Source organism: Pseudomonas sp. EZ-C24, assembly GCF_014525325.1.
In the GTDB taxonomy this organism is placed as follows: domain Bacteria; phylum Pseudomonadota; class Gammaproteobacteria; order Pseudomonadales; family Pseudomonadaceae; genus Aquipseudomonas; species Aquipseudomonas shirazensis.
Window position 1 is genome coordinate 134419 of record NZ_JACDIU010000014.1, and the last position, 22434, is coordinate 156852.

A 22434-nucleotide genomic window follows, 5' to 3' on the forward strand; every position below is an offset into this window, starting at 1 on the left:
CCGCCTAAATGCAATGCGGGAGGGCGCGTGGGCGTCGCTAGACAACACCGCAGTCAGCGAATGAAATGCACCTTGCCGGTGTCGTCATTGCCCATGTAGATCCCGTACACACCCGCCTGACGCTCCAGGATATAGCGCTCGAGAATCTGTCGGATGGCCGGGTAGTAGATCTCGTCCCAGGGGATCTGGTCAGGCTCGAAAAACTTGTAGGCGAGGGTCTCGGCACCGAACACGCCGGTTTCAGCGGTGGCGATGGCGCGGAAGACGATATACACCTCGCTGATTTTGGCCACGCTGAAGATCGAGTAGGGCGAGACGATTTCGGCCTGTACGCCGGTTTCTTCCCAGACTTCACGCAGCGCCGCCTGTTCGGTGGTTTCGCCGGCTTCCATGAAACCTGCCGGTAGCGTCCAGGTGCCAGGGCGCGGGGGGATCGCGCGCTGGCACAACAGGTACTTGCCATCGCGCTCGATGATGCAGCCGGCGATGATTTTCGGGTTGATGTAATGGATGTAGCCACAAGCGCCGCAGTACAGGCGCTCATGGGTATCACCGGAAGGTACGCCCCGGGCAAGCTCGGTAGTGCAGTACGGGCAATAGCGCGGGGCGTTGGGCATGGTCAGCGGCCTATGCGAGGGTCCTTCAGGGCCAGGGGCGCAACGATCTCGCGCACCTTGGTATTGTCGTCCTGCTTCTGGCGCAGGTAGTCCAGCGCCACTGCAGCGGCAGCGCGTACGTGGTCGACCGAGGCCTGGTGTGCGGCCAGCGGGTCGCCACTCTTGATCGCCGCAACGATCTTTTCCATTTCCTTGTTGCTGGCGCCACGGCGGTTCTGTTGCGACACCGAGGTCGCTCGCAGGTAGCTGATGCGTGCCTGCAACTGACGCAACTGGGTTGCCGCGACATGGTTGCCGGAGCCTTCCAGGAGCACGTCGTAGAAGCCTTGCACCGAGTCGATCACCTGTTGCAACTCGCCATCTTCAAGCGCTTCGCGGTTGACTTCGAGCGCGCGCTCGAGGGCGCGGATGTCCTTGGCCTTGGCGTTGAGGGTGAACAGCTGGACGATCAGGCCCTCGAGTACACAGCGCAGCTCGTAGATGTCACGGGCATCTTCCAGGGTGATGATCGCGACCCGCGGGCCCTTGGCGTCGGCAAATTCGACCAGGCCTTCGGATTCGAGGTGGCGTAGCGCTTCGCGGACCGAAGTACGACTGACGCCGAGGCGGTCGCACAAGTCGCGCTCGACCAGGCGGTCACCGGGTAACAGGTGAAAGTTCATGATCGCGTTGCGCAGCTTGTCGAGCACGATCTCGCGCAGGGTAACGGGGTTGCGGTTGACCTTGAAGCTGTCGTCGAGTGGCTGGCGTTTCATCAGGTGCGCTCTTTATGAGGCTGTTGCGCCAACCTCGCGAAGCACCACGAACCGGGGCGCTCCTTGCAGTGGTTCGAACAGCCCGCTGTTAACGGGTTGACTCCGCGTCGGCTTCGGCAAATGCCTCGCGGGCCAGCCGGAAGCTGTCTACCGCCGCCGGCACGCCGCAATAAATGCCGACCTGGAGCAGGATCTCGCGAATCTGTTCACGGCTCAGGCCATTACGCAAGGCGCCGCGGATGTGCAGCTTAAGCTCATGGGGCCGATTGAGCGCGGAAATCATTGCCAAGTTTATCATGCTGCGCTCTTTGAGCGACAAACCATCACGGCCCCAGACATGCCCCCAGCAGTACTCGGTGACCAGGTCCTGCAGCGGCTTGGTGAACTCATCGGCGTTCTGCAGAGAGCGGTTGACGTACGCTTCGCCCAACACCTGCGTGCGGATCTCCAGGCCCTTTTGATACTTGTCGTTGCTCATGGCAGTGCTCCGCAGTAAAACAGGGGCCGCGAACAAGGGTGAGGTTCGCCGCGGCCCCCAAAAAAGTCAGCGCTGCGCCAGGCAGCGCGGTGGCACTCAGGTCAGCCCAGCGATGGCAGGGCGCCGAGCTTGCCACGATGGTAGACCATCGGCGTCACCGGCTCGGCCGGCAGCACCAGGTTTTTCACCGCACCGACGATGATCGCGTGATCGCCGCCGTCGTATTCGCGCCACAACTCGCACTCGATGATCGCGGTGGCCTTGGTCAACAGCGGGTTGCCCAGCTCGCTGAGCTGCCACTCGATGCCCTTGGCCTTGTCTTTGCCCTTGCCGGCAAAGGCATAGGCTTCGGCGGTCTGCCCGGCCGACAGCAGGTGAATGGCAAACTGCTTGCTGTCTCGCAGGATCGGGTAGGTGTCCGAGGCGTAGTTGGGGCAGAACAGCACCAGCGCCGGCTCGATCGACAGCGCACTGAAGGCGCTGGCAGTGATGCCGACGATGCCGCCGTCGGCGTCCAACGTGGTAACGACCGTGACGCCCGAGGGAAACGAGCCCATCACGTCTTTGTAGATGCCAGGTTCGATCATCTTGGCAGTGCTCCTTAGCGCATCACGAAGGGGTCGGGCATGGGCGCGGTGGACAGATTGATCCACACGGTCTTCAGCTCGGTATAGGCCAGCACCGAATCGATGCCACTTTCACGGCCGTAGCCGCTGTTCTTGAAGCCGCCGATCGGCGCCATGGCCGAGACTGCACGGTAGGTGTTGACCCAGATGATCCCCGAGCGCACGTCACGGGCCAGCCGGTGGGCGCGGCCCAGGTCGCGGGTCCAGATACCTGCCGCCAGGCCGAACTGCGAGTCGTTGGCGATCGCCAGGGCCTCTTCTTCGGTCTTGAAACGAATGACCGCCGCGACCGGGCCGAATACTTCTTCCTGCATGATCTTCAGCGAGTTGCTGTCGCACTCGAACAGGGTCGGCTCGTAGAACCAGCCATCGCCCTCGACCTCGGCACGCTTGCCACCCATGCGCAGTTTGGCCCCCTCGGCGCAGGCTGCGGCGACCAGGCCTTCGACCACTGCCAGCTGCTGTGCTGTGGCCATCGGGCCCATTTCGCTCTGCTCGTCCTGCGGGTTACCGATGCGGATGCGTTTGGCCCGCTCGACCAGCCGTGCAACGAACTCGTCGTAGATTTCGTCCTGCACCAGCAGCCGCGAGCCGGCCACGCAGCTCTGCCCAGAGGCCGCATAGATACCGGCCACTGCACCATTGATGGCGCTGTCCAGGTCGGCGTCGGCGAAGATGATGTTGGGCGATTTGCCACCCAGTTCCAGCGACAGTTTGGCGAAGTTCTCGGCGCTACTGCGCACTACATGGCGGGCAGTCGCAGCGCCGCCGGTGAAGGCGATCTTGCGGATCAGCGGATGACGGGTGAGGGCAGCGCCAGTGCTTGGGCCGTAACCGGTGACTACGTTGACCACGCCAGGTGGGAAACCGGCCTCAAGGGCCAGGCGGGCCAGCTCGAGAATGGTTGCCGAAGCGTGCTCGGACGGCTTGAGGACGATAGTGTTACCCGCGGCCAGCGCCGGTGCCAGCTTGATTGCGGTCAGGTACAGCGGGCTGTTCCAGGGGATGATGCCGGCCACTACGCCCATCGGCTCATGCACGGTGTAGGCGAACAGATCAGGCTTGTCCAGCGGCAGGGTGCCGCCTTCGAGCTTGTCGGCCAGGCCCGCGGTGTAATGGAAAAACTCTGGCAGGTAACCGACCTGGCCGCGGGTTTCGCGGATCAGCTTGCCGTTGTCGCGGCTTTCCAGCTGGGCCAGGTGTTCTTTATTCTCGGCAATCAGGTCGCCAAGCCGGCGCAGCAGTTTGCCCCGCGCAGTCGCGGTGAGGCCGCGCCAGGCCTTGCTGTCGAAGGCGCGCTGGGCCGACTGCACGGCCTGCTCGACATCAGCTTCGTCGGCGTCGGGCAGTTGCGCCCAGACCTGCGCGGTGGCCGGGTCGAGGCTGTCGAAAGTCTTGCCGTTCTGGGCATCGCACCATTGGCCATCGATGCACATCTGGAAACGAACGAGGGTCATGCAACTATCCCCTTGGCGGATTCGGTGAGGGTGCGCGCTTGACTGAGGAAGTCCAGCAGCATCTTGTTGACTTCACGCGGCGCTTCTACTGCCATCATATGCCGTTGTTCGGCGAGGACCACGCAATGTGCGCCGGGGATGCGTGCGGCGAGCTGGCGGGTCATGGCCGGAGTGGAGCCGGAGTCGAGTTCGCCGGTGGCGATCAGGGTTGGTGCCTGAATGCTGCCCAGATCGCTTTCGCGGTACATGTCCTGGGTGGCGAACAGCGAATAGGTAGTGTGGTAGCCCTGCGGGTCATTGCTGGCCAGGATCTGCTTGATCGCGGCGACCTGAGCCGGGTTGGCGGCCTTGTACTCGCGGCTGAACCAGCGCTCCAGGGCGGCGTCGACGTTGGCGTCCGGGCCCAGTTCGGCCGCTTGTGCCGCGCGGGCGATGACCCCGGCGCTCTGCTCGGGCGAGCGGTTGAACACGCTGTTGAGCACCACCAGGGCCGTCAACCGCTGCGGATAATTCAGGGCAAAGGCCCGTGCCACCAAGCCGCCCATCGAGAAGCCGATAACCGTGGCCTGGGCGATCTGCAGATGGTCGAGCAGCTCGGCCAGTTGCGCGGCGTAACCCTCAAGTGGGGTATCGGCGGCAGGCAACTGGCTCTGGCCGTGGCCGAGCATGTCGTAGGCTATGACCTTGTAGTCAGTGGCGAGGCCGACGATCTGGCCGCCCCACATTTCCTTGTTCAGGCCGACGCCGTGGATCAGTACCACAGGCTGGCCTTGGCCAGTCACCAGGTAGCTGGTGCCGGCGGGTGTGCGTTCAGCAACAGGCTGAATCATCGAGGGCGCTCCTTGAGCGTGAGGCGTGGCGCTGTGCGCACGCCCCGGCCCGTTGATCTAATTGTTATTGAGCTTTTTCGGCTGCCAGTTCTTCGAGGTCGATGTAGCGGTTGCCGATGCGCGGGTGCAGGCGGCCGCCGTCAGCGGCGCCCAGTACCACCACGATCTCGTCGGCACGTGGTGCATCTTCGATCTGCATTTCCAGGGTGATGTAGTGCGAACGCAGGCCTTCGTCATCCTTCTGCATCATCGGGATCTGGATCGAGGTGCCTGGGCCGCCACGCTTGTTGGTGAAACTCAGGTAGCTCTTGGCTTGCACCGCTTCGCGGTAATGGTTGCCAAAGCGCAGGGTGTGGATCACCGCCGAAGCGTGTTCGATCTCGCCATCAGCACCGACGACCGCCGCTTTGCCGTAGGCCTCGATCTTGTCCGCGCCGCCGATGGCAGCAATCAGACGCTCGACCATCAACGCGCCGAGGTCGGAGCAATTGGCACGGATTTCCGGTTTCAGATCATCAACGAAATCGCGACCCGCCCATGGGTTCTTGATCACCACAGCCAGGCCGACCATGGTCACCGGTTTGTCGGTGGCCTTGCCGCCTTCGATGCGGGTTTCTTCGGAGTAGGTGACGATCTTGCGGATTTCGAAACTCATGGGTGGCTCCTGTCAAAGGTATCTGGTCTTGTTGTCTGATGGTATACCATAATATTTGTTCTGCAATAGCTTGATTGAAATTTCTCCGGCGATAAGACGAAAGGCCGGGCAATCCAGTGATGCAGGTGCGGGGGGTAGATGATCGGCAAAAAAATGCCCGCTCTCGCAGGCGATCAAGCCCGCAGGAGCGGGCTGTTCCCGCAATGAATTCAGGTAATGGGAATTCAGTTGAAAGCCGGCACGACTTCCTTGATGAACAGCTCCAGCGACTTCTTCTTTTCGGCATGCGGCAAGCTGTTGTCACACCAGAAGCTGAACTCGTCGACGCCGAGCTCCTGGTAGTACTTGATCCGCGCAATGATTTCTTCAGGCGTGCCGATCATGGTGTTCTTGCGAATGTTGTCCAGCTCGAAGGCGGGCACTTCGGCAAACTTCGACTCCGGGCTCGGCTCGAGGAAGCCATTGACCGGAACGGTCTTGTTGCCGAACCAGGCATCGAAGGTGCGGTAGAAGCGCGCAATCGCCTTGGCGCCGACCTTCCAGCCATCTGGCTCGGCAGCGCTGTGCACGTGGGTGTGGCGCAGCACCATCAGTTGCGGGCGCGGTACCTCTGGGTTGTTGTCCAGCGCGGCCTGGAATTTGTTTTTCAGGTCGAGCACTTCTTCGTCACCCTTCATCAACGGGGTGACCATCACGTTGCAGCCGTTCTTCACGGCAAAGTTGTGCGAGTCTGGGTCACGTGCGGCAATCCACATCGGCGGCATGCCGCTTTGGACTGGCTTGGGTACGCTGGTCGAAGTAGGGAATTTGTACACTTCGCCTTCGAAGGCGTAATCGCCTTTCCACAATTCGCGGACCGCCGGGACCATCTCACGCAGAGCCTTGCCGCCTTCAGTGGCGGGCATGCCATTGGCCATGCGGTCGAATTCGAATTGGTAGGCGCCGCGCGCCAGGCCCACTTCCATTCGCCCGTTGCTGATCACGTCGAGCAGGGCGCATTCGCCGGCTACCCGGATCGGGTTCCAAAACGGCGCGATGATGGTGCCGGCGCCCAGGCGAATCTTCTCGGTGCGTGCGGCCAGGTAGGCCAGCAGCGGCATCGGGCTGGGCGAGATGGTGTATTCCATGGCGTGGTGTTCGCCGATCCACACGGTGCTGAAACCGCCGTCCTCGGCCATCAGGGTCAGTTCGGTGAGGTCTTCAAACAACTGGCGGTGGCTGACCTGTTCATCCCAACGTTCCATGTGCACGAACAACGAAAATTTCATGGGGCATTCCTCAACGCTTGAATGTCGCGCCTGGCAGGGCAGGCGTCAGTGATCACAACGGACGCGCCTGGCATCCGTAGACAGAATAGGCAGTGCTCAGGCGAAGGCAGGCAGGCTGGCCATCTTGCCGCGGCAGTAGATCATCGGCTGTGGCGCTTGCTCAGACACGATCAGGTTCTGCACCTTGCCGACCATGATGGCGTGGTCGCCACCTTCATATTCACGCCACAGTTCGCACTCGATGATTGCGGTGGCGTTGGCCAGCAGGGGATTGCCCAGCTCGCTCAAGGTCCACTCGATGCCAGCGGCCTTGTCCTTGCCCTTTTTCGCGAAGGCGTAAGCCTCGGCCTGCTGCTCGCCGGAGAGCAGGTGAATGGCAAAGCGCTTTTTGGCGATCAGGACAGGGTAGGAGTCGGAGCTGTAATTAGGGCAGAACAGCACCAGCGGCGGGTCCATCGACAGCGAGGAAAATGCGCTGGCGGTAAGGCCGACGATCTGGCCGTCGTCATCCAGGGTGGTGATGACGGTAACGCCGGACGGGAAGGAACCCAGGACGTTCTTGTAGACGGTTGCGTCGATCATGAAGTGATCCTCTTCGCAGGGGAGCGGTGGTCCGCTTTTTATCGTTGATGTGTCTGATGGTATACCGTAATACTCGTTTTGCAAGCGCTAATTACGCATCTGGAAAAAACACGATGAAAGGCGCCAACCCTTTGAATACGCGGTCTTGCCGTCAATTTAGATTGGCTTAGAAAGTTGCTGAACCGGATCAGTTACTGATTTTTAGGGCGGCGCAGTGTTGTCAAAAGTTTGGAATACCATAATATGGTCCGCAGCTGAGAGGCCGCCATGAGCGGTTTCCTACAACGATAAAAACGACCCTTTCGAGCTGAATTCCTATGTCCCAATCGTCGTCGCAGCACCAGTTTGTCGAGAATCACACGGTCGATTACGTGCCACCTGCAGAGCGCCACGGGAAGGCGCGCGACCTGTTCACCCTCTGGTTCAGCACCAACATCGCGCCACTGCCCATCGTCACCGGCGCCATGGTGGTTCAGGTGTTTCATCTGAATCTGCTGTGGGGGTTGATCGCCATCGCTCTAGGGCACTTGCTCGGCGGGGTGGTGATTGCCCTGGCCTCGGCGCAGGGGCCGCAATTGGGCATTCCGCAAATGGTCCAGAGCCGTGGCCAGTTCGGCCGCTATGGCGCTCTGCTGATCGTGTTCTTCACCGCGCTTATCTATGTTGGCTTCTTCATCTCCAACATCGTGCTGGCCGGCAAATCGATCCATGGCATTGCCCCCAGCGTACCGATGCCGACGGCAATCGTGATCGGCGCTCTCAGCGCCACGGCGATCGGCGTGATCGGCTACCGCTTCATTCATAGCCTCAACCGCATCGGCACCTGGGTCATGGGTTCGGCGCTGCTGGCCGGTTTCATCATGATGTTCGTCCAGGACCTGCCCGCCGACTTCTTCAGCCGCGGCAGCTTCAACTTGTCGGGCTTCATCGCCACTGTGTCGCTGGGCACCATCTGGCAGATCAGCTTCTCGCCCTACACCTCTGATTACTCGCGCTATCTGCCGCGCGAAATCGGCATCGCCAAGCCGTTCTGGGCGACCTATTTCGGTGCCACCCTGGGTACCATCCTGTGCTTCAGTTTTGGCGCGATTGCGGTGCTGTGCGTGCCGGAAGGCACTGATGCCATGGCGGCGGTGGAACAAGCCACTGGCTGGTTGGGGCCGATCCTGATGGTGCTGTTCCTGCTCAATATCATCAGCCACAACGCCCTCAATCTGTACGGCGCGGTGCTGTCGATCGTGACCGCGATTCAGACCTTCGCGGCGCAGTGGACTCCCAGCATCAAGGTGCGGGTGATCCTCGCTGCAGTGATTCTGCTCGGTTGTGGGATGGTTGCGCTGAACGCGTCGGCTGACTTCATCGGCCAGTTCATCGGGTTGATCCTGGCACTGCTGCTGGTGCTGGTGCCGTGGGCGTCGATCAACCTCATCGATTTCTACCTGATCAAGAAAGGCGTGTACGACATCGCCTCGATCTTCAGCGCCGATGGCGGCATCTATGGGCGCTTCAACCACCACGCGATCATTGCCTACGCCTGCGGCATCCTGGTGCAGCTGCCGTTTGCCAATACTGCGCTGTATGTCGGGCCGTACTCGAATCTGGTCGAGGGCGCAGATTTGTCGTGGTTGTTTGGCTTGTTGGTGACCTGCCCGCTGTATTACTGCCTGGCCACACGTGGCCAGACCCAGCGGGCTGGCAAGCCGCTACGCATCAACCCCTGATAGACAGCAGGGGCTGCCCGGCAGCCCCTTGTACTGTCAAAGCTTGAACTGCGCCACCATCCCGTTCAGGTCCACTGCCAGGCGCGACAGATCCTGCGCCGCAGCGCTGGTCTGGTTGGCGCCCGCCGAGGTCTGCATCGACAGATCGCGGATGTTGACCAGGTTGCGGTCCACCTCTCGCGCCACCTGCGCCTGTTCTTCGGAGGCGCTGGCGATGACCAGGTTGCGCTGGTTGATCGAGGCAATCGCTTCAGCAATTACCTCCAACGCTTCGCCGGCTGACTGGGCCACTTCCAAGGTGCCGTTGGCGCGGCTGCGGCTGCTGTGCATGGCTGTCACGGCGCGTTCGGTGCCGTTCTGGATACCGGCAATCATCTGTTCGATTTCAGCGGTGGACTCCTGAGTGCGGTGGGCGAGGGCGCGCACCTCGTCGGCGACCACGGCAAAACCGCGGCCAGCTTCGCCAGCGCGGGCGGCTTCGATTGCCGCATTGAGGGCCAGCAGGTTGGTCTGCCCGGCGATGGCGCCGATCACGTCCAGCACGCGGCTTATTTCGTTGGCACTGGTGGCCAGTTGTTCGATTTCAGTTGAAGTGCCGCTGACGTCGTTGACCAGATGCTGGATCGAGCTGAGTGCCTGATTGACCTGATCGCGACCGTCACGGGTGCTCTGGTCGGCGCCTTTGGATGCATCGGCAGTGGTCACGGCGTTGTTCGCGACTTCTTCGACGGCGGCAGTCATCTGGTTGACCGCAGTGGCTGCCTGGTCAATTTCGGCACTTTGCTGATGCAGGCCGCGGCTGGTGTCTTCGGTCACGCTGTGCAGCTCTTCGGAGGCCGAGGCCAATTGGTCGGATGAGGCAGAGATCTTGCGCAGGGTGTCGCGCAGGCTGCTCTGCATCCGCGCCAGGGCAGCGAGCAGCAGGGCTGGCTCGTCCTGGCCTTGTACACGGATATCCTGGGTCAGATCGTTGGTGGCGACGCGTTCTGCCACTGCGACGGCATCAGCCAAGGGCACGACGATGCTGCGGGTGAGCAGAATCGCGATGGCCACCAGTGCACCGAGGATGATCAACAGCGACACGACGATCACCGAAAACGCCTCATCGGCCACGTCGCTGCTGCGCTGGGAGGCCGCCTCGGCGCCATTGCTGTTGTAAACGAGCAGAGCGCCCAGGGCTTTCATCATCACATCGGCGGACTGCGCCATGGCGCCAGTCAATAACGCATTGGCCTCGTCAGCCTTGCCAGCCACTATCAAGCCGAGTACCTGCTTCTGCTGATCCAGATACTGGCGCTCGGCGGCGGCGAAGGTATTGAACAGGGCGCGATCATCAGCAGCGACGATGGTTGCTTCATAGGCCTTGATACCGCTGGCCAGTTGCTGGTTGATGCTGTCGACCAGGGCCATGCTGCTTTGGCGGGCACTTGCCTGTGTTTCCAGTGCGGTGCGCAGGGTAATGGCGCGGGCGCGGCCCAGATTGGTGCCGACGTCGCTCAAGGCAACCATGGCCGGGATCCAGGTATCGCGGATCTCATCGGTGGAGCGGTCCATCTGGCGGGTTTCGTACAGTGAGAGTAAGCCCATGACCAGTACCAGCACGCCCAGCAGGGTAAACACACTGGCGGCGCGAGTGCCGATCTTCATATTCCGTAATTGCATGGGAAGCTCCTTGACGATGGCTGGCAGGCGTCAAGAGCTGGTTCGGCGAAGCCGCGTCACCTGGTAGGCGCCGGGCTCTCGATGCGCTGCGAAAGGGTGAGGTTGTTCCTCAATCGTGCTGATTGTTTTTTTCGATGATGCCACAGTGCCACTATTATTGACCACTCATTCAATGTAACTGCAACTTACGACAGTTCCGTCATTTTCTGACGAAACTGTCAGCTTTATTGCGCTCAGACGATAGCAATCGCGGGGTCGGCGGCAGCCAGCGCCGTGGCCCTGTCTGCGGCTGGCGGGTAGATCCATTGCGTGTTGATTTGCCGTTTGACTGCCTTGCCTTCCTCACCTTGCAGTTTCAGCTCGCGCTCCCAACCTTCGCTGAAGGTCGCGCCCCACGCGCCGAGGTCGAGGCAGGTGACATATTTGGGCTGGCGATAGACCACGGGCGTTAGCGCGAGCAGATCTGCTGCGGCGTTGTTGCCCGCATGGCGGCCCATAGGGATGGCGTGCTGGCAGGTCATCAGGGCATGGTTGCCGAGGTCATCGACGGCCGCCCAGGCAACGTCGCCGGTGGCATAGATGTGTTCCTGACCTTTGACCTTGAGATGCTCGTCTACCCGCAGCCGACCCTGGCCGTCGCGCTCGCCGGGTATTTGTGCCGTCAATGGGCTGGCCTGCACGCCGACGGTCCAGATCACTGTCTTGCTGGCGATGTAGTCGCCGTTGTCCAGCGTGACGCCGCCACTGTCGACTGCCACCACCGAGGTTCCGGGCAACCATTCCACGCCGGCTTGTTTGCAGGCGGCGACGATTGAGGGAGTGATCCCGGCGCCTAGTGCCGCGCCGATCTGTGCGCCGCGGTCGACCACCACTACGCGCAAGCGGGTCTCGGCGCCGAGCATTGCACGCAAACGCTCGGGCATTTCGGTTGCCGTTTCGATGCCGGTGAAACCGCCGCCGCACACCACCACGGTGTTGCGCGCAGGGGATCCCGGCAGCGCGGCGAGCGCGTGCAGATGCTGTTCAAGGCGCACGGCCGATTCCAGTTGGTCGACATCAAAGGTGTGCTCGGCCAGGCCGGCAATGTTCGGGCGCGCCACCTGGCTGCCGGCGGCGAGGATCAGGCGTCGATAGCTGATCCGTTGGTTGTTGCCAGCGCCGTCTTCATAGCTGACCTGGCGTCCATCCGGGTCGATCTCCCGGGCGTGACCCTCGATGAACTTCACCCCAACCGCATCGAACAAGGCGGTCAGAGGCGCCTGCAGGGTATGTGCCTGGGCCTCGTAAAGGCGTGGGCGGATGCGCATCTGCGGCTGAGGGGCGAGAACGCTGATGCTCAACTCGCCGCGTTGCGCCTGGTCGAGCAAGCGCGCAGCGCTGAGTGCGCTCCACACGCCAGCGAAGCCTGCGCCGATGATCAGGATGTCGGTTTTCATGGGATTGCTCCGGGTGATTGAGAGGGACGAGACACCATCGAGCACAATCCTGTTGTCGCTCGAATAACTACGACTCTATTGGTCGTAGTTATAAATCACAAGCGTTTTGTTGATTGCGATCAGCGTCGAACCAGCAGGTCTTTGCCTACAGGCGGCCACAGGCGTACCATTTGCGACTAATCCAGTCGGAGATTGATATGTCGCTTTACAGCGCCGGGGTTGAATACGGCATCCATTGCCTGCTGCTGTTGCTCGATGAGCAGGATGAGAGCCGCGAAGCCAGCGTGCGTGATCTGGCCGAGCTGCAGGGGGTGCCTCAGGAATACCTGGCCAAGGTCTTTACCAAACTGGCTCGCGCCGGCCTGGTGGCGGCCACCGAAGGCGTGCGCGGCGGGTTTCGCCTGGCGCGGCCGGCGGCCGAGATCAGCGTGTTGGACATCGCCACTGCAATTGACGGGGCGAAGAAGATTTTCGATTGCCGCGAAATCCGCGAGCGCTGTGTGCTGTTCGAGGGCTCGGCGCCGAGCTGGGCGACCGAGGGCACCTGCGCAATCCACGCGGTGATGATCAGCGCGCAGAAACGCATGGAAGAGACCCTGGCCCAGCAGAGCATCCTTGATCTGGGGCAGCGCTTCGGGCGCAAGGCGCCGGCGCAGTTTGGCGAACAGCTCAACGACTGGATGAGCGATCGCCGTGAGGGCAAGGGCAGCGCCGGCGACATCCCTTTGACCGAGGTTTGAGTGGGGCGGTCAATGCACCGCTTGGCGCTGCCTGACGCAGGCCTGGGCCTGTAGCGCCAGTTCGTCAAGATGCTCATCGCGGCGCTGTTCGGCGTCTATCATGGCGTCTTCGCCTTGCTGCTTGAGCAGGTAGGCATGGATCTGGCGCACTTCCAGCGTTTCATAGATCGGGGCGATATCCAGAGTGCCGACCAGCGCGCCGCTGGCGTGGCCTGTGCTGCTCATCAGCACTTGCGGGCCACGTGCCGCGACCACCTGCATGCCCATCTCTTCAAACCAGGGCACCAGCCCTGCGAAGGCATTCAGTTCGACACAGGTGTAGCGTGACTGCAGGTCAGCCAGCAGTGCGCGAGCGATGCCCTGGCGACGGTGGCTGGGCAGCACCACCATGAACGCCAGCGAGCAGGCCTGCGGGTCGTCCTGAGCGGGCAGAGTGAGCGCGAAACCCAGTAGTTGATCAGGCGCGTCGGCATCCAGCGCGAGCAACAACTGCACGGCCAGCCCACGTGTGCCGTCCATGGCTTGCAGGTACTGGTGCACCTCAAGGCCGACACCGTATTGATAGAGCGGGTAGAGCGGGTTGTCACTGCTGATGGCGACACTACTCAGCTCGCCGACATGGTCGATCACCAACTGGCGGATCTGGTTCTGGAAGGATTCGGGCGGCACGCTGTCGAGGCGGCTGAGAATGAACATTGCAGGCAAAGCTCCGGCTGGCAAAAACACCCCGCATCAACGGCAACGCGGGGTGACAGTCTACCCGGTTTTGCCGGTTCAGCTGTGCTCGGCGAACGCCGCCAGCATCAGGTCAAGGTTTTGTACCGCCGCGCCCGAGGCGCCTTTGCCCAGGTTGTCGAATACCGCAGTGAGCACAACCTGGCCGTGCTCCGGGTTGGCGAACAGCGCCAGGCGCAGATCATTGCTGTCGTTGAGCGCCTCTGGGTCCAGTGCTGCGGCTGGCCCGTGCTGGTGCAGTGGCATCAACTGGACGTGACGGGCGTTTTGATAATGCTCCTGCAGGCAGGCTTGCAGATGCTCGGCATTCACCCCAGCAGGCAACAGCCGCAATTGCAGCGGGATGCTCAGCACGATGCCCTGGCGGTAATCGCCATAGCCTGGGAGAAATACTGGCCGCGCGCTGAGGCCGGCATGCTGCTGTATTTCCGGGACATGCTTGTGGGCCAGATCAAGGCCGTACAGCTGCAGCGTAGGCAAGCGTTCTGCGCGTGGATGTTCATGCCGCTCGACCGCGGCCCGGCCGCCGCCGGAGTAGCCTGAGATCGCATGTACTGTCAGTGGATAGTCGGTGGGCAGCAGCCCGGCCTCGATCAGTGGCCGCAACAGGGCAATGGCCCCGGTTGGGTAGCAGCCAGGGTTGCTCACCCGCTTGGCCTGGGCGATGCGCTCAGGCTGCTGCGCATCCAGTTCCGGCAAGCCATACACCCAACCTGGTGCAGTGCGGTGGGCGGAGCTGGCGTCGATGACCCGCACCGCAGGGTTGCTGATCGCCGCTACCGCTTCGATCGCGGCGGCATCCGGCAGGCACAGCAGGGCGATATCGGCGCTGTTGATCGCCTCTGCGCGGCGCTGTGGATCCTTGCGCTCGGCTTCGGCCAGGGTCAGTAGGCGCAAATCGTTGCGCCCGTGCAGGCGGGCGTGGATCTGCAGGCCGGTGGTGCCTTGGTCGCCGTCGATAAAGACCAGAGGAGTACGCATGGGGTGATGTCCGTGTAATAAGGAAGATGGCCTATGCTCGCTCACGACTGGACGAATGGAAATTTGCATTTCATGATGGTCACGTTCAGAAATCCTGAATCAGGGAGCGCTTCCGTGTCAGTCCATTTGCATCCAGCCCATGCGTGAGATCAGCCTCGACCGTTTGCGCACTCTGGTGGTGATTGCAGACCTTGGCTCGTTCGCTGAAGCTGCCCGCCAGCTCAACCTGGCGCCGCCGACCATCAGCCTGCACGTCGCCGAGTTGGAGGCGCGGGTAGGGGCGCCGCTGCTCAGCCGGACCCGCGGCCAGGTGCGCCCGACGGCCATCGGCGAGACGCTGCTGGTGCGGTCGCGAAAGCTGCTGGCAGACGCCGAACTGGCACTGGAGGAGGTGCGTCGACAGGTGCAGGGCTTGACTGGGCGGGTGCGGCTGGGCGCGTCGACTGGCGCCATCGCCCATCTGTTGCCGCAGGCGCTGGAGATGCTGCGGGTCGAGCATCCGGGGATTGATGTGCAGGTGCAGGTGTTGACTTCGCAGGCTTCGTTGGCGGGTCTGCGCGAGGGGCGGTTGGATATTGCTCTGGTGGCACTGCCGCAGGTGGCTGGCAAAGGCGTGCAGATTACGCCTTGGCGGCGGGATCCGATCATGGCCTATGTGCCCAGTGAATGGCGCCCGCCTGCGCGGGTGACGCCGGCGTGGCTGGCTCAGCGGGCGTTGATTCTCAACGACAGCAGTACTCAGTTGTCGCGAGTGATTGCGCAGTGGTTTGGGGCAGCGGGGTTGTTTCCTGAACCGCGCATCGAGCTGAATTTCAATGATGCGATCAAGAGCCTGGTCGGTGCTGGGTATGGTGCGACGCTGTTGCCGCAGGAGGGCGAGGTGGCGGCGCTGGATCCGCGAGTGAGTCGGCGGCCGCTGCGGCCGGGGTTGTGGCGGCAACTGGGGATTGCTTGCAGGGTTGGTGAGATGGAGCGCGCCACCGGCTATGTGCTGGCGGCGTTGCAAGGGTTGCGGCAGTGATTCGAAGCGCACATGGTGTCTGTGGGAGCGCCCCGGCAAGGCCGCTCCTACAGAGTGCGTATGCTGCGGGCGGCCCTTTCAGTACTTCTCGCACAGCTGATACCCCAGCCCATGCACCGTGTGCAGTAACGGGCTGTCGAACTGTTTGTCGATGATGCTGCGCAGGATATGGATGTTGCTGCGCAGGTTGTCGCCCTGCGGTGCGTCACGTCCCCAGATGGTTTCTTCGAGCTCGCTGCGACGGACCAGGTTGGGGCTCTTTTGCATGAGCACCTCGAGCAGTTTGCGGCTGGTTGGCTTGAGCTTTAGCACCGTGCCGGCTCGGGTCACCTCGAGGGTGTCGAGGTCGAACTGCAGGTCGGCTACTACCAGCTTGCGACTGGCGCGCTGCTGGCGCCGAGCGACCACTGACTGCACCCTGGCCAGCACTTCGGACATGGCGAACGGCTTGACGATGTAATCGTCGGCACCGACCTTGAACCCGGTCAGGCGATCGCTCAGCTCATCGCGTGCGCTGAGCATGACAATCGCCACCTGCGAGCGCGAATGCTCGCGCAGGCTGTGGCAGATCTGATTGCCGTCGATGCCTGGCAACATGATGTCGAGGATGATGGCGTCAAAGTTGTTCGACGCCGCCAGATGCAGGCCGGTCAGGCCGTCCAGCGCGCCGGTGACCTCGTGGCCCCTGAGCTGGAGAAACTCGACCAGATTGTCGTGAATATCGCGGTGGTCCTCGATAACCAGAATTCTCATTGCTGTCCCTTGTGTTTGAAGCGCATCAACCGCGTGTCGATAACTCTTGAAGTCTTATGCCAACCGCTCAAAGCGGGCAAACGTGCAAGCCTCGGCGTCGGAGTCAGTGCGGGCAAGCCCTGCAAGGCTGGCCGGCCATAGCAGAACAGGGCCGTCAGCCAGGTCGTCAACCAGACAAAGATCCCGGCCCAGAACGTATGTGACATGAAGTGCCAGCCTTGCAGTACCCGGGTGGTGCCATAGACCAAACCTAGCAAGACAATCCCCACCAACAGCAGCCGTGCGTGGCGCCATTGATGGCGCAGCGCGACAAAGTACAGCGCCAGCAGGGTGAAGCCGCTTGAGGCGTGGCCCCCGGGCCAGCAGCGGCCGCCGGCAGTCTTCTCGGTCCAGTTGAAGTTGCTGAACCACTCCTGCCGCAGGTGCGTACCACCGTAAAGCGTAGTTTCTACCGGGCAATACACCCCGGTGTGACTCTTGAGGTAGTGGATGACCGTCGTGCTCAGTGCGAATGCGACGACCACGAACAGCAAGTCCTGCCGGTGGTCGCGGGTAAAGCGCAGCAGCGGCGCCGCGCCGATGGCGTCCAGCAGGCGCTTGGGGTTGGCCGTGAGGCGTGGCCAGATGAACGACAGCAGCAAGCCGACAATCGCCGCCTCGCCGGTCCAGTCCGGAAGAATGCGCGGCCACTTGTGGCTGACCTTCTCGAACCATTGATCGTGCAGCAACGGGAACTGCCCGCTGACCGGATCAAGTAACAGGTTGCTGATCGACTGATCGAGGCTGGTCAGGTCGAACAGCACAAAGACCAGCGCCGCCAGCAACAGTGGCAGGCCCAGATTGATCAGATAGAAACGGGTGCGCGGTGACGGCTGCATGGCTCAACTACCTCTCTTGGCAATCAACCTGGGCCATTGCTCGGCGTTGGTCTGGCCGAGAATGTGGGGTTTGCCGTGGCCGTCGACAGCCACGAACAGCGCGCTGGCATAGGCACTGGAACGCTGCCCGCCAGGCACATGCAGTTGCCGCTCGAGTTGATCGATGCAGCCACTGTGGGTTACGAGGGCCAGATTCTGGCCCGGCTGCTTGTGGCTCAGCGCCACATCGGCGAAGTGGCCATCACAGTCATTGAGCCACTGCTGCGTGGCGAGCGGCTTGTCGAAGATGAACTGCGCCGTTTGCCGCGTGCGCAGCTCCGTGCTGCTGAGCAATGCGGTGTTGGCCAGGCCCAGCCTCTGCAGGCCTTCACCGACGCGGCCAGCTGCCTGGCTGCCGGCCACCGTGATACCTGTTGGGTCGTTCAAGCAGACTTTGCTGGAGCGGTCACAGCGCTCGGCATGGCGGATAAGGACCAGCACCGAGCCCTCGGCCCAGGCCGCAGACAACCCGCTGCTGCGCATCTGCTGCTCGCTGCTGATAGTCGGCACGTGGTTGCTCAGCGCAAACCAACCGAGCGCACCGAAGGCCAAGGCAGTGGCTGCGACAACGCCGACGACCGAGGCCATGCGCGGCAGGCGCCGGGTCAAACCGGCTGAACTGGAGTACTGCTTGAAGACCGCTTGTTGCACGTTCGATGCTCCCGACGTTTTCAATGGTGGCAATTTAGGTGTCGGGCTGTTGGGGTCGGGTGAAGCAAATGTGAAAAATACCTTCAACTGGCGGCGCTGCCGAAATCTCTTGCAAAGCAGCGTGGGCAACGCCACCGTCAGGCTTTCACTGGGCGTAGAAGGGGCAAAGATCGGCAATGGCTTATGAAGTGGACGATCGCCTGGTCATCGGCGTGGCATCGAGCGCGGTGTTTGACCTGAGTGAATCAGACGCGGTGTTTCGCCGCGAAGGCGAGGCGCAGTACCGCGAATATCAGCAGCAGCACCTGCACGCGCCGCTGGCGCGGGGGATTGCCTACCCGTTCATCAAGCGCTTGCTGGCGCTCAATGACCTGTGTGATGACCCGCAGGATCCGCTGGTCGAGGTGGTCTTGCTGTCACAGAACGATCCGGATACCGGCCTGCGCGTGATGAAGACCATCGAGCACTACGGCCTGAACATGACCCGGGCGATCTTCATGCAGGGGCGCTCGCCTTATGAGTACATCCCTGCGCTGAACATCGCCCTGTTCTTGTCGGCCGACAAGGCCCACGTTGATGCGGCGATCAAGGCAGGTTACCCGGCCGGGCAGGTGCTCGATTCACAGTTCGACGATGACGAGGACGATGATGGCCTGCGCATTGCGTTCGACTTCGATGGGGTGCTGGCAGGGGACGAATCGGAGACGGTGATGCAGCGCGATGGCCTGACCGGTTTTCATGCCCATGAGGTCAGCAACGTGACCCAGCCGCACAACCCCGGGCCGTTGAAGGAGTTCTTTGTACGCATTGCCAGCATCCAGGCCGCCGAAGAGCGTTACAAGCTGGCGCATCCCGGTTACGAGAACCGCCTGCGCGTATCGATTGTCACCGCACGCAATGCGCCTTCCCATGAACGCGCGCTGAATACCCTGAAGAGCTGGGGGGTGATGGCCAACGACGCGTTCTTTCTTGGCGGTATCGAGAAGCGCCGGGTGCTGCAGGTGCTCAAGCCGCATATCTTCTTCGATGACCAGTCTGGCCACCTAAACAGTACGCGCACTGTTGCGCCGTCAGTGCACGTACCGTTCGGCATTACCAACCAGCCGCTGTGAACCTCAGAACCAGCGGTCGTTGCGTTTGCGACCGCGGGTCAGTGCCGGCAGGATCAGCCCCAACAACAGGCCGGCACCGGCAATGCTGCCGCCGTAAACCATATAGCGCATCATCACCTGCTTGTTCTCGTCCCCCAGTTGCGCCTGGGCATCGCGCAGGGCGGACTGGGCTTGGTCGAGTTGCTGGGTCAGGTCTTTGTTGCGCACTTCCAGTTCGTCAGCCAGCGTCTTGCGCGAGTCGAGGGTCTCCTGCATGCCCTGCACGCGGGCCTTCCAGCTGTCGTCGATGGTTTTCAGCTGCTCGGACAGTTGCGTGACCTTACCGTCCAGCTCTGGCAGGCGTTCGGCCTGACCCGGTACTGCCTGCAGGTCGCTGTTGAGGATCCATACCAGGTCGCCGTTCTGGCCGCGGATCTGGCTGTAGTTGCCCTGGGTGTCGACCAGGCTGACCTTCTCGCCAGCCTTGAGGCTGCCAACGATGCGGTGGCCATTGGTCGGGCCGCTGCGCACATAGGTGCTCAGGCTGTCACTGACCCAGCGCGCATCGCTACTCGGCTGTTCGGCCTGAACCGGCGCGGCGAGGGCGATCAGGCAAGCGAGCAGGCTGCCACGCAGGGCAGGACGGACGGGTAGGGCGGGGCGGGAATCGGGCATGATGATCTTCGCTGCTACTGGACAAAAGTAGGCCCGATGACTGGGCCGATGAACGGGTCGGTGACTTGACCGTCAGCCAAAGACCGTTTTTTTGTCAGCAGGTTCACCACCTGGCGTGGGAAATGTCAGCTAAGTGTTGCGGAATTGTTCAGGGCTGATGATGGCAGGCGTACTGGCCCGATTGCATGAAAATGCCATCGAGCCAGCTCGTTCAATCACGCTTTCAGGTCACGACCTGGTAGCACGGCACATAGGCTGCGCCGCCAGGTAGCTTCATCCGGTGCTGGTCAACGAAGGCCTGCAGCAAGCGTCCCAGCGGGTCGAGCACAGCGCTGTCACCGCGGATCTGATACGGGCCGTGTTGCTCGATCAGGCGGATGCCATTGTCCTTGACGTTGCCCGCGACAATCCCGGAAAACGCTCGGCGCAGGTTGGCCGCCAGTTCGTGCGGCGGCAGATCGCGGCGCAGTTCAAGGTTGGCCATATTGGCGTGGGTCGGGTCGAACGGGCGCTGGAAGCCCTCTTCAATCTTCAGCAGCCAGTTGAAGTGGAAGGCATCGTTGCGCTCGCGGCGGAACTGCTTGACCGCCTTGAGCCCCTCGACCATCTGCCGCGCAACCTCAGCCGGATCATCGATGATGATCTGGTAATGCGCTTGCGCCGCTTCACCCAGGGTGGCGCCGACAAACGCATGCAACTGCTGCAGATAAGCTTCGGCGCTGCGCGGCCCGGTCAGCACCACCGGGAACGGCAGGCCTTCGTTGTCCGGGTGCATTAGAATGCCGAGCAGGTACAGGAACTCTTCGGCCGTGCCGGCGCCACCTGGGAAGATGATGATGCCGTGACCAACCCGGACGAAGGCTTCCAGGCGCTTCTCGATGTCGGGCAGGATCACCAGCTCGTTGACGATCGGGTTCGGCGCCTCGGCGGCGATGATGCCCGGCTCGGTCAGGCCGAGATAGCGGCTGCCGTGCATACGCTGTTTGGCGTGGGCGATGGTGGCGCCCTTCATCGGCCCCTTCATTACGCCCGGGCCGCAGCCGGTGCAGATATCCAGCTTGCGCAGGCCCAGCTCGTGGCCGACCTTCTTGGTGTACTGGTATTCCTCGCTGCTGATCGAGTGGCCGCCCCAGCACACGACCATCTTCGGCTCGACGCCCGGGCGCAAGGTGCGCGCGTTGCGCAGCAAGTGGAAGACGTAATCGGTGATGCCCTGGGAGCTTTCCAGGTCGATGCGCTGGCTGGCCAGTTCGCTCTCGGTGTAGACGATGTCGCGCAGGGCGCTGAACAGCATCTCGCGGGTGCTGGCGATCATCTCGCCATCGACGAAGGCATCGGCCGGGGCGTTCAGCAGTTCGAGGCGTACGCCGCGGTCCTGCTGATGGATGCGTACTTCGAAGTCCTTGTAGGCTTCGAGAATGGTCTTGGCGTTGTCGACATGGGCGCCGGTGTTGAGGATCGCCAGGGCGCATTGACGGAACAGGGTGTAAAGGCTGCCGCTACCGGCTTCGCTCAGTTGCTGAACTTCACGTTGCGACAGCGTTTCGAGGCTGCCTTTGGGGCTGACGGATGCATTGATTACATTGCGTTGGGGCATCTAAGTCTTTCCTGTGCATGTAAAACTCCTACTTGGACACCACCATACCGACAAATGTGCGCCGCAACGAGGGGGCTGTTGAAAATCCCTCGTTCGCTGCTCAGCCGAACAGCCGTTGCACGGCCAAGGTGATGCCCAGGCCGCCGAATACCAGCCACAGGTTGAGAATCGCCCCGGTTGCCAGCGCCCTTGGGCCGGCCTGGCGAATCTGGCTGAATTTGGTCTCCATGCCCAAGGCGGTCATGGCCATGGTCAAGGCGAAGGTATCGAACTGATTGACCGCGCTCACCATGCCAGCGGGCAGCACCTGCAGCGAGTTGACCAGCACCAGTGCGAGGAAGCCAAAGGCAAACCACGGCACGTTGATCCTGCCGTTGCCCTGCGCCTGACCAGCCTGGCGCGAACGGCTGATCCACAGGCCCACCACCAGCAACACCGGCACCAGCAGCATGACCCGGGTCATCTTGACGATGGTGGCGATATGCGTGACTTCCGGGCTGACGTTGCTCGCTGCGCCGACCACCTGGGCGACCTCATGCAGGGTGCCGCCGAAAAACACGCCAACGCCGAGCGTGTCCAGGCCCAGCCAGCCGCTGTTGACCAGCACTGGGTAGAGCAGCATCGACAGCGTGCCGAACAGCACCACGCTGCCAACCGCCATGGCGCTCTTGTGCGGCTGCGAGCGCAAGGCCGATTCAAACGCCAGCACTGCGGCTGCACCGCAGATGGCGCTGCCGGCGGCGGTCAGCAGAGCGGTGTCGCGGTCCAGCTTGAATAACTTGATGCCGACCCACAGGCCGAGCAGCAAGGTGCTCACCACGATTGCCAGCGACACGGTCAGGCCTGACCAGCCGACCTGGGCGATCTCCTGCAGACTGACCCGCAGGCCGAACAAGGCCACGGCGATGCGTAGCAGATTGCGTGCACTGAAGTTGATACCGCTGGCCCAGCCGGCGGGTATGCCCTGGCGCAGCAAGTTGCCGTACAACGCGCCGGCAAGGATGCCGACAATCAGCGGGCTGATGCCCAGGCGGGCAAAGGCGGGCAGTGCTGCCAATTGCGTCACTGCCAGGGCGAACAGGGCGACAAACAAGATACCGTTGAGCCGCCCACGGATGTCGTGAGTAGGCGTATGCGAGTGTGTAACGGGAGCCGTAGCCATCATGCGTCCTCCGGTCGAGGTAGC

24 protein-coding genes are annotated in these 22434 nt (G+C 62.2%); 5 read left to right on the forward strand and 19 right to left on the reverse strand.

The features are described from left to right. Nucleotides 1-53: 53 nt before the first annotated feature. The 9 genes from IDM28_RS09710 to IDM28_RS09750 all read right to left on the reverse strand — a co-directional run bounded on the left by IDM28_RS09710 (nt 54) and on the right by IDM28_RS09750 (nt 7268). Entirely contained in the window at nt 54-617 is a 564-nt protein-coding gene (locus IDM28_RS09710) for an NUDIX hydrolase (protein WP_101318861.1), read from the reverse strand. Between the two features lie 2 nt (nt 618-619). Next, the gene (locus IDM28_RS09715) at nt 620-1372 is read right to left on the reverse strand and encodes a GntR family transcriptional regulator (RefSeq protein WP_101318863.1); all 753 of its coding nucleotides are present in this window, start codon (nt 1370-1372) and stop codon (nt 620-622) included. Nucleotides 1373-1460: 88 nt separating this feature from the next. After that, nucleotides 1461-1850: a carboxymuconolactone decarboxylase family protein gene (locus tag IDM28_RS09720; protein WP_188035809.1), complete on the reverse strand. Its 390-nt coding sequence runs from the start codon at nt 1848-1850 to the stop codon at nt 1461-1463. A 101-nt stretch (nt 1851-1951) separates the two neighbouring features. Then, complete coding sequence (locus IDM28_RS09725; protein ID WP_103437117.1) at nt 1952-2437, reverse strand: flavin reductase family protein; 486 nt, start codon at nt 2435-2437, stop codon at nt 1952-1954. A gap of 14 nt (nt 2438-2451) precedes the next feature. Beyond that, nucleotides 2452-3933, reverse strand: coding sequence for an aldehyde dehydrogenase (locus tag IDM28_RS09730; protein WP_101318869.1), 1482 nt, complete (start codon nt 3931-3933; stop codon nt 2452-2454). Next, nucleotides 3930-4763 carry an alpha/beta fold hydrolase gene (locus IDM28_RS09735; protein WP_101318871.1) on the reverse strand — a complete coding sequence of 278 codons (834 nt, stop codon included), beginning with the start codon at nt 4761-4763 and terminating at the stop codon, nt 3930-3932. Before IDM28_RS09735 ends, IDM28_RS09730 begins: the two co-directional genes overlap by 4 nt. A gap of 64 nt (nt 4764-4827) precedes the next feature. Next, nucleotides 4828-5418: an amino acid synthesis family protein gene (locus IDM28_RS09740; protein ID WP_188035810.1), complete on the reverse strand. Its 591-nt coding sequence runs from the start codon at nt 5416-5418 to the stop codon at nt 4828-4830. 224 nt (nt 5419-5642) lie between these two features. Continuing rightward, nucleotides 5643-6686, reverse strand: a complete 1044-nt coding sequence (locus IDM28_RS09745; protein WP_181107220.1) for an LLM class flavin-dependent oxidoreductase — start codon at nt 6684-6686, stop codon at nt 5643-5645. Nucleotides 6687-6782: 96 nt separating this feature from the next. Further along, nucleotides 6783-7268, reverse strand: a complete 486-nt coding sequence (locus IDM28_RS09750; protein ID WP_188035811.1) for a flavin reductase family protein — start codon at nt 7266-7268, stop codon at nt 6783-6785. Nucleotides 7269-7585: 317 nt separating this feature from the next. Between IDM28_RS09750 and IDM28_RS09755 the strand changes: the two genes are divergently transcribed. Further along, nucleotides 7586-8989: a purine-cytosine permease family protein gene (locus IDM28_RS09755; RefSeq protein WP_101318879.1), complete on the forward strand. Its 1404-nt coding sequence runs from the start codon at nt 7586-7588 to the stop codon at nt 8987-8989. Nucleotides 8990-9025: 36 nt separating this feature from the next. Here IDM28_RS09755 and IDM28_RS09760 read toward each other — a convergent pair whose 3' ends face one another. Then, entirely contained in the window at nt 9026-10651 is a 1626-nt protein-coding gene (locus IDM28_RS09760) for a methyl-accepting chemotaxis protein (protein ID WP_150571901.1), read from the reverse strand. A gap of 233 nt (nt 10652-10884) precedes the next feature. Continuing rightward, complete coding sequence (locus IDM28_RS09765; protein ID WP_150569438.1) at nt 10885-12087, reverse strand: NAD(P)/FAD-dependent oxidoreductase; 1203 nt, start codon at nt 12085-12087, stop codon at nt 10885-10887. A gap of 197 nt (nt 12088-12284) precedes the next feature. Here IDM28_RS09765 and IDM28_RS09770 point away from each other — a divergent pair, with 197 nt between their 5' ends. Further along, the gene (locus tag IDM28_RS09770; RefSeq protein WP_188035812.1) at nt 12285-12827 is read left to right on the forward strand and encodes an RrF2 family transcriptional regulator; all 543 of its coding nucleotides are present in this window, start codon (nt 12285-12287) and stop codon (nt 12825-12827) included. 9 nt (nt 12828-12836) lie between these two features. Here IDM28_RS09770 and IDM28_RS09775 read toward each other — a convergent pair whose 3' ends face one another. Together IDM28_RS09775 and argC are read right to left on the reverse strand one after the other, a co-directional pair. Then, a complete protein-coding gene (locus tag IDM28_RS09775) occupies nt 12837-13523 on the reverse strand; it encodes a GNAT family N-acetyltransferase (protein WP_188035813.1) in 687 nt (228 codons plus the stop codon). A 78-nt stretch (nt 13524-13601) separates the two neighbouring features. Further along, nucleotides 13602-14543: an N-acetyl-gamma-glutamyl-phosphate reductase gene (argC, locus tag IDM28_RS09780; RefSeq protein WP_188035814.1), complete on the reverse strand. Its 942-nt coding sequence runs from the start codon at nt 14541-14543 to the stop codon at nt 13602-13604. 139 nt (nt 14544-14682) lie between these two features. Here argC and IDM28_RS09785 point away from each other — a divergent pair, with 139 nt between their 5' ends. Beyond that, on the forward strand, nt 14683-15564 hold the full coding sequence (locus IDM28_RS09785; protein WP_150571906.1) for a LysR family transcriptional regulator: 882 nt from the start codon (nt 14683-14685) through the stop codon (nt 15562-15564). A gap of 78 nt (nt 15565-15642) precedes the next feature. Here IDM28_RS09785 and IDM28_RS09790 read toward each other — a convergent pair whose 3' ends face one another. From IDM28_RS09790 to IDM28_RS09800, 3 genes are read right to left on the reverse strand one after another with little or no spacing between them, the layout of a single operon-like run. Continuing rightward, nucleotides 15643-16317 (reverse strand): response regulator transcription factor, encoded by a 675-nt coding sequence (locus IDM28_RS09790; protein WP_101318893.1) that lies wholly within the window; start codon nt 16315-16317, stop codon nt 15643-15645. Continuing rightward, nucleotides 16314-17195 (reverse strand): phosphatase PAP2 family protein, encoded by an 882-nt coding sequence (locus IDM28_RS09795; RefSeq protein WP_188035815.1) that lies wholly within the window; start codon nt 17193-17195, stop codon nt 16314-16316. Before IDM28_RS09795 ends, IDM28_RS09790 begins: the two co-directional genes overlap by 4 nt. Before the next feature lie 3 nt (nt 17196-17198). Beyond that, on the reverse strand, nt 17199-17822 hold the full coding sequence (locus IDM28_RS09800; protein ID WP_188036355.1) for a histidine phosphatase family protein: 624 nt from the start codon (nt 17820-17822) through the stop codon (nt 17199-17201). A 43-nt stretch (nt 17823-17865) separates the two neighbouring features. Here IDM28_RS09800 and IDM28_RS09805 point away from each other — a divergent pair, with 43 nt between their 5' ends. Together IDM28_RS09805 and IDM28_RS09810 are read left to right on the forward strand one after the other, a co-directional pair. After that, entirely contained in the window at nt 17866-18072 is a 207-nt protein-coding gene (locus tag IDM28_RS09805) for a hypothetical protein (RefSeq protein ID WP_188035816.1), read from the forward strand. Continuing rightward, on the forward strand, nt 18062-18997 hold the full coding sequence (locus tag IDM28_RS09810; protein WP_181107210.1) for a 5'-nucleotidase: 936 nt from the start codon (nt 18062-18064) through the stop codon (nt 18995-18997). Before IDM28_RS09805 ends, IDM28_RS09810 begins: the two co-directional genes overlap by 11 nt. 3 nt (nt 18998-19000) lie before the next feature. On the opposite strand, the gene IDM28_RS09815 is transcribed toward IDM28_RS09810, so the two are convergent. From IDM28_RS09815 to IDM28_RS09825, 3 genes are all read right to left on the reverse strand, one after another. Continuing rightward, a complete protein-coding gene (locus IDM28_RS09815) occupies nt 19001-19651 on the reverse strand; it encodes a TIGR04211 family SH3 domain-containing protein (protein WP_103437129.1) in 651 nt (216 codons plus the stop codon). 223 nt (nt 19652-19874) lie between these two features. Continuing rightward, entirely contained in the window at nt 19875-21248 is a 1374-nt protein-coding gene (ppnN, locus tag IDM28_RS09820) for a nucleotide 5'-monophosphate nucleosidase PpnN (protein WP_101318899.1), read from the reverse strand. A 100-nt stretch (nt 21249-21348) separates the two neighbouring features. After that, the gene (locus IDM28_RS09825; RefSeq protein WP_188036356.1) at nt 21349-22410 is read right to left on the reverse strand and encodes a YeiH family protein; all 1062 of its coding nucleotides are present in this window, start codon (nt 22408-22410) and stop codon (nt 21349-21351) included. Nucleotides 22411-22434 lie beyond the last annotated feature (24 nt).

Coding starts and splice junctions, on each gene's coding strand:
- IDM28_RS09710 (WP_101318861.1), bottom strand. CDS start 617: ATGCCCAACGCCCCGCGCTATTGCCCGTACTGCACTACCGAGCTTGCC.
- IDM28_RS09715 (WP_101318863.1), bottom strand. CDS start 1,372: ATGAAACGCCAGCCACTCGACGACAGCTTCAAGGTCAACCGCAACCCC.
- IDM28_RS09720 (WP_188035809.1), bottom strand. CDS start 1,850: ATGAGCAACGACAAGTATCAAAAGGGCCTGGAGATCCGCACGCAGGTG.
- IDM28_RS09725 (WP_103437117.1), bottom strand. CDS start 2,437: ATGATCGAACCTGGCATCTACAAAGACGTGATGGGCTCGTTTCCCTCG.
- IDM28_RS09730 (WP_101318869.1), bottom strand. CDS start 3,933: ATGACCCTCGTTCGTTTCCAGATGTGCATCGATGGCCAATGGTGCGAT.
- IDM28_RS09735 (WP_101318871.1), bottom strand. CDS start 4,763: ATGATTCAGCCTGTTGCTGAACGCACACCCGCCGGCACCAGCTACCTG.
- IDM28_RS09740 (WP_188035810.1), bottom strand. CDS start 5,418: ATGAGTTTCGAAATCCGCAAGATCGTCACCTACTCCGAAGAAACCCGC.
- IDM28_RS09745 (WP_181107220.1), bottom strand. CDS start 6,686: ATGAAATTTTCGTTGTTCGTGCACATGGAACGTTGGGATGAACAGGTC.
- IDM28_RS09750 (WP_188035811.1), bottom strand. CDS start 7,268: ATGATCGACGCAACCGTCTACAAGAACGTCCTGGGTTCCTTCCCGTCC.
- IDM28_RS09755 (WP_101318879.1), top strand. CDS start 7,586: ATGTCCCAATCGTCGTCGCAGCACCAGTTTGTCGAGAATCACACGGTC.
- IDM28_RS09760 (WP_150571901.1), bottom strand. CDS start 10,651: ATGCAATTACGGAATATGAAGATCGGCACTCGCGCCGCCAGTGTGTTT.
- IDM28_RS09765 (WP_150569438.1), bottom strand. CDS start 12,087: ATGAAAACCGACATCCTGATCATCGGCGCAGGCTTCGCTGGCGTGTGG.
- IDM28_RS09770 (WP_188035812.1), top strand. CDS start 12,285: ATGTCGCTTTACAGCGCCGGGGTTGAATACGGCATCCATTGCCTGCTG.
- IDM28_RS09775 (WP_188035813.1), bottom strand. CDS start 13,523: ATGTTCATTCTCAGCCGCCTCGACAGCGTGCCGCCCGAATCCTTCCAG.
- argC (WP_188035814.1), bottom strand. CDS start 14,543: ATGCGTACTCCTCTGGTCTTTATCGACGGCGACCAAGGCACCACCGGC.
- IDM28_RS09785 (WP_150571906.1), top strand. CDS start 14,683: ATGCGTGAGATCAGCCTCGACCGTTTGCGCACTCTGGTGGTGATTGCA.
- IDM28_RS09790 (WP_101318893.1), bottom strand. CDS start 16,317: ATGAGAATTCTGGTTATCGAGGACCACCGCGATATTCACGACAATCTG.
- IDM28_RS09795 (WP_188035815.1), bottom strand. CDS start 17,195: ATGCAGCCGTCACCGCGCACCCGTTTCTATCTGATCAATCTGGGCCTG.
- IDM28_RS09800 (WP_188036355.1), bottom strand. CDS start 17,822: ATGGCCTCGGTCGTCGGCGTTGTCGCAGCCACTGCCTTGGCCTTCGGT.
- IDM28_RS09810 (WP_181107210.1), top strand. CDS start 18,062: ATGGCTTATGAAGTGGACGATCGCCTGGTCATCGGCGTGGCATCGAGC.
- IDM28_RS09815 (WP_103437129.1), bottom strand. CDS start 19,651: ATGCCCGATTCCCGCCCCGCCCTACCCGTCCGTCCTGCCCTGCGTGGC.
- ppnN (WP_101318899.1), bottom strand. CDS start 21,248: ATGCCCCAACGCAATGTAATCAATGCATCCGTCAGCCCCAAAGGCAGC.
- IDM28_RS09825 (WP_188036356.1), bottom strand. CDS start 22,410: ATGGCTACGGCTCCCGTTACACACTCGCATACGCCTACTCACGACATC.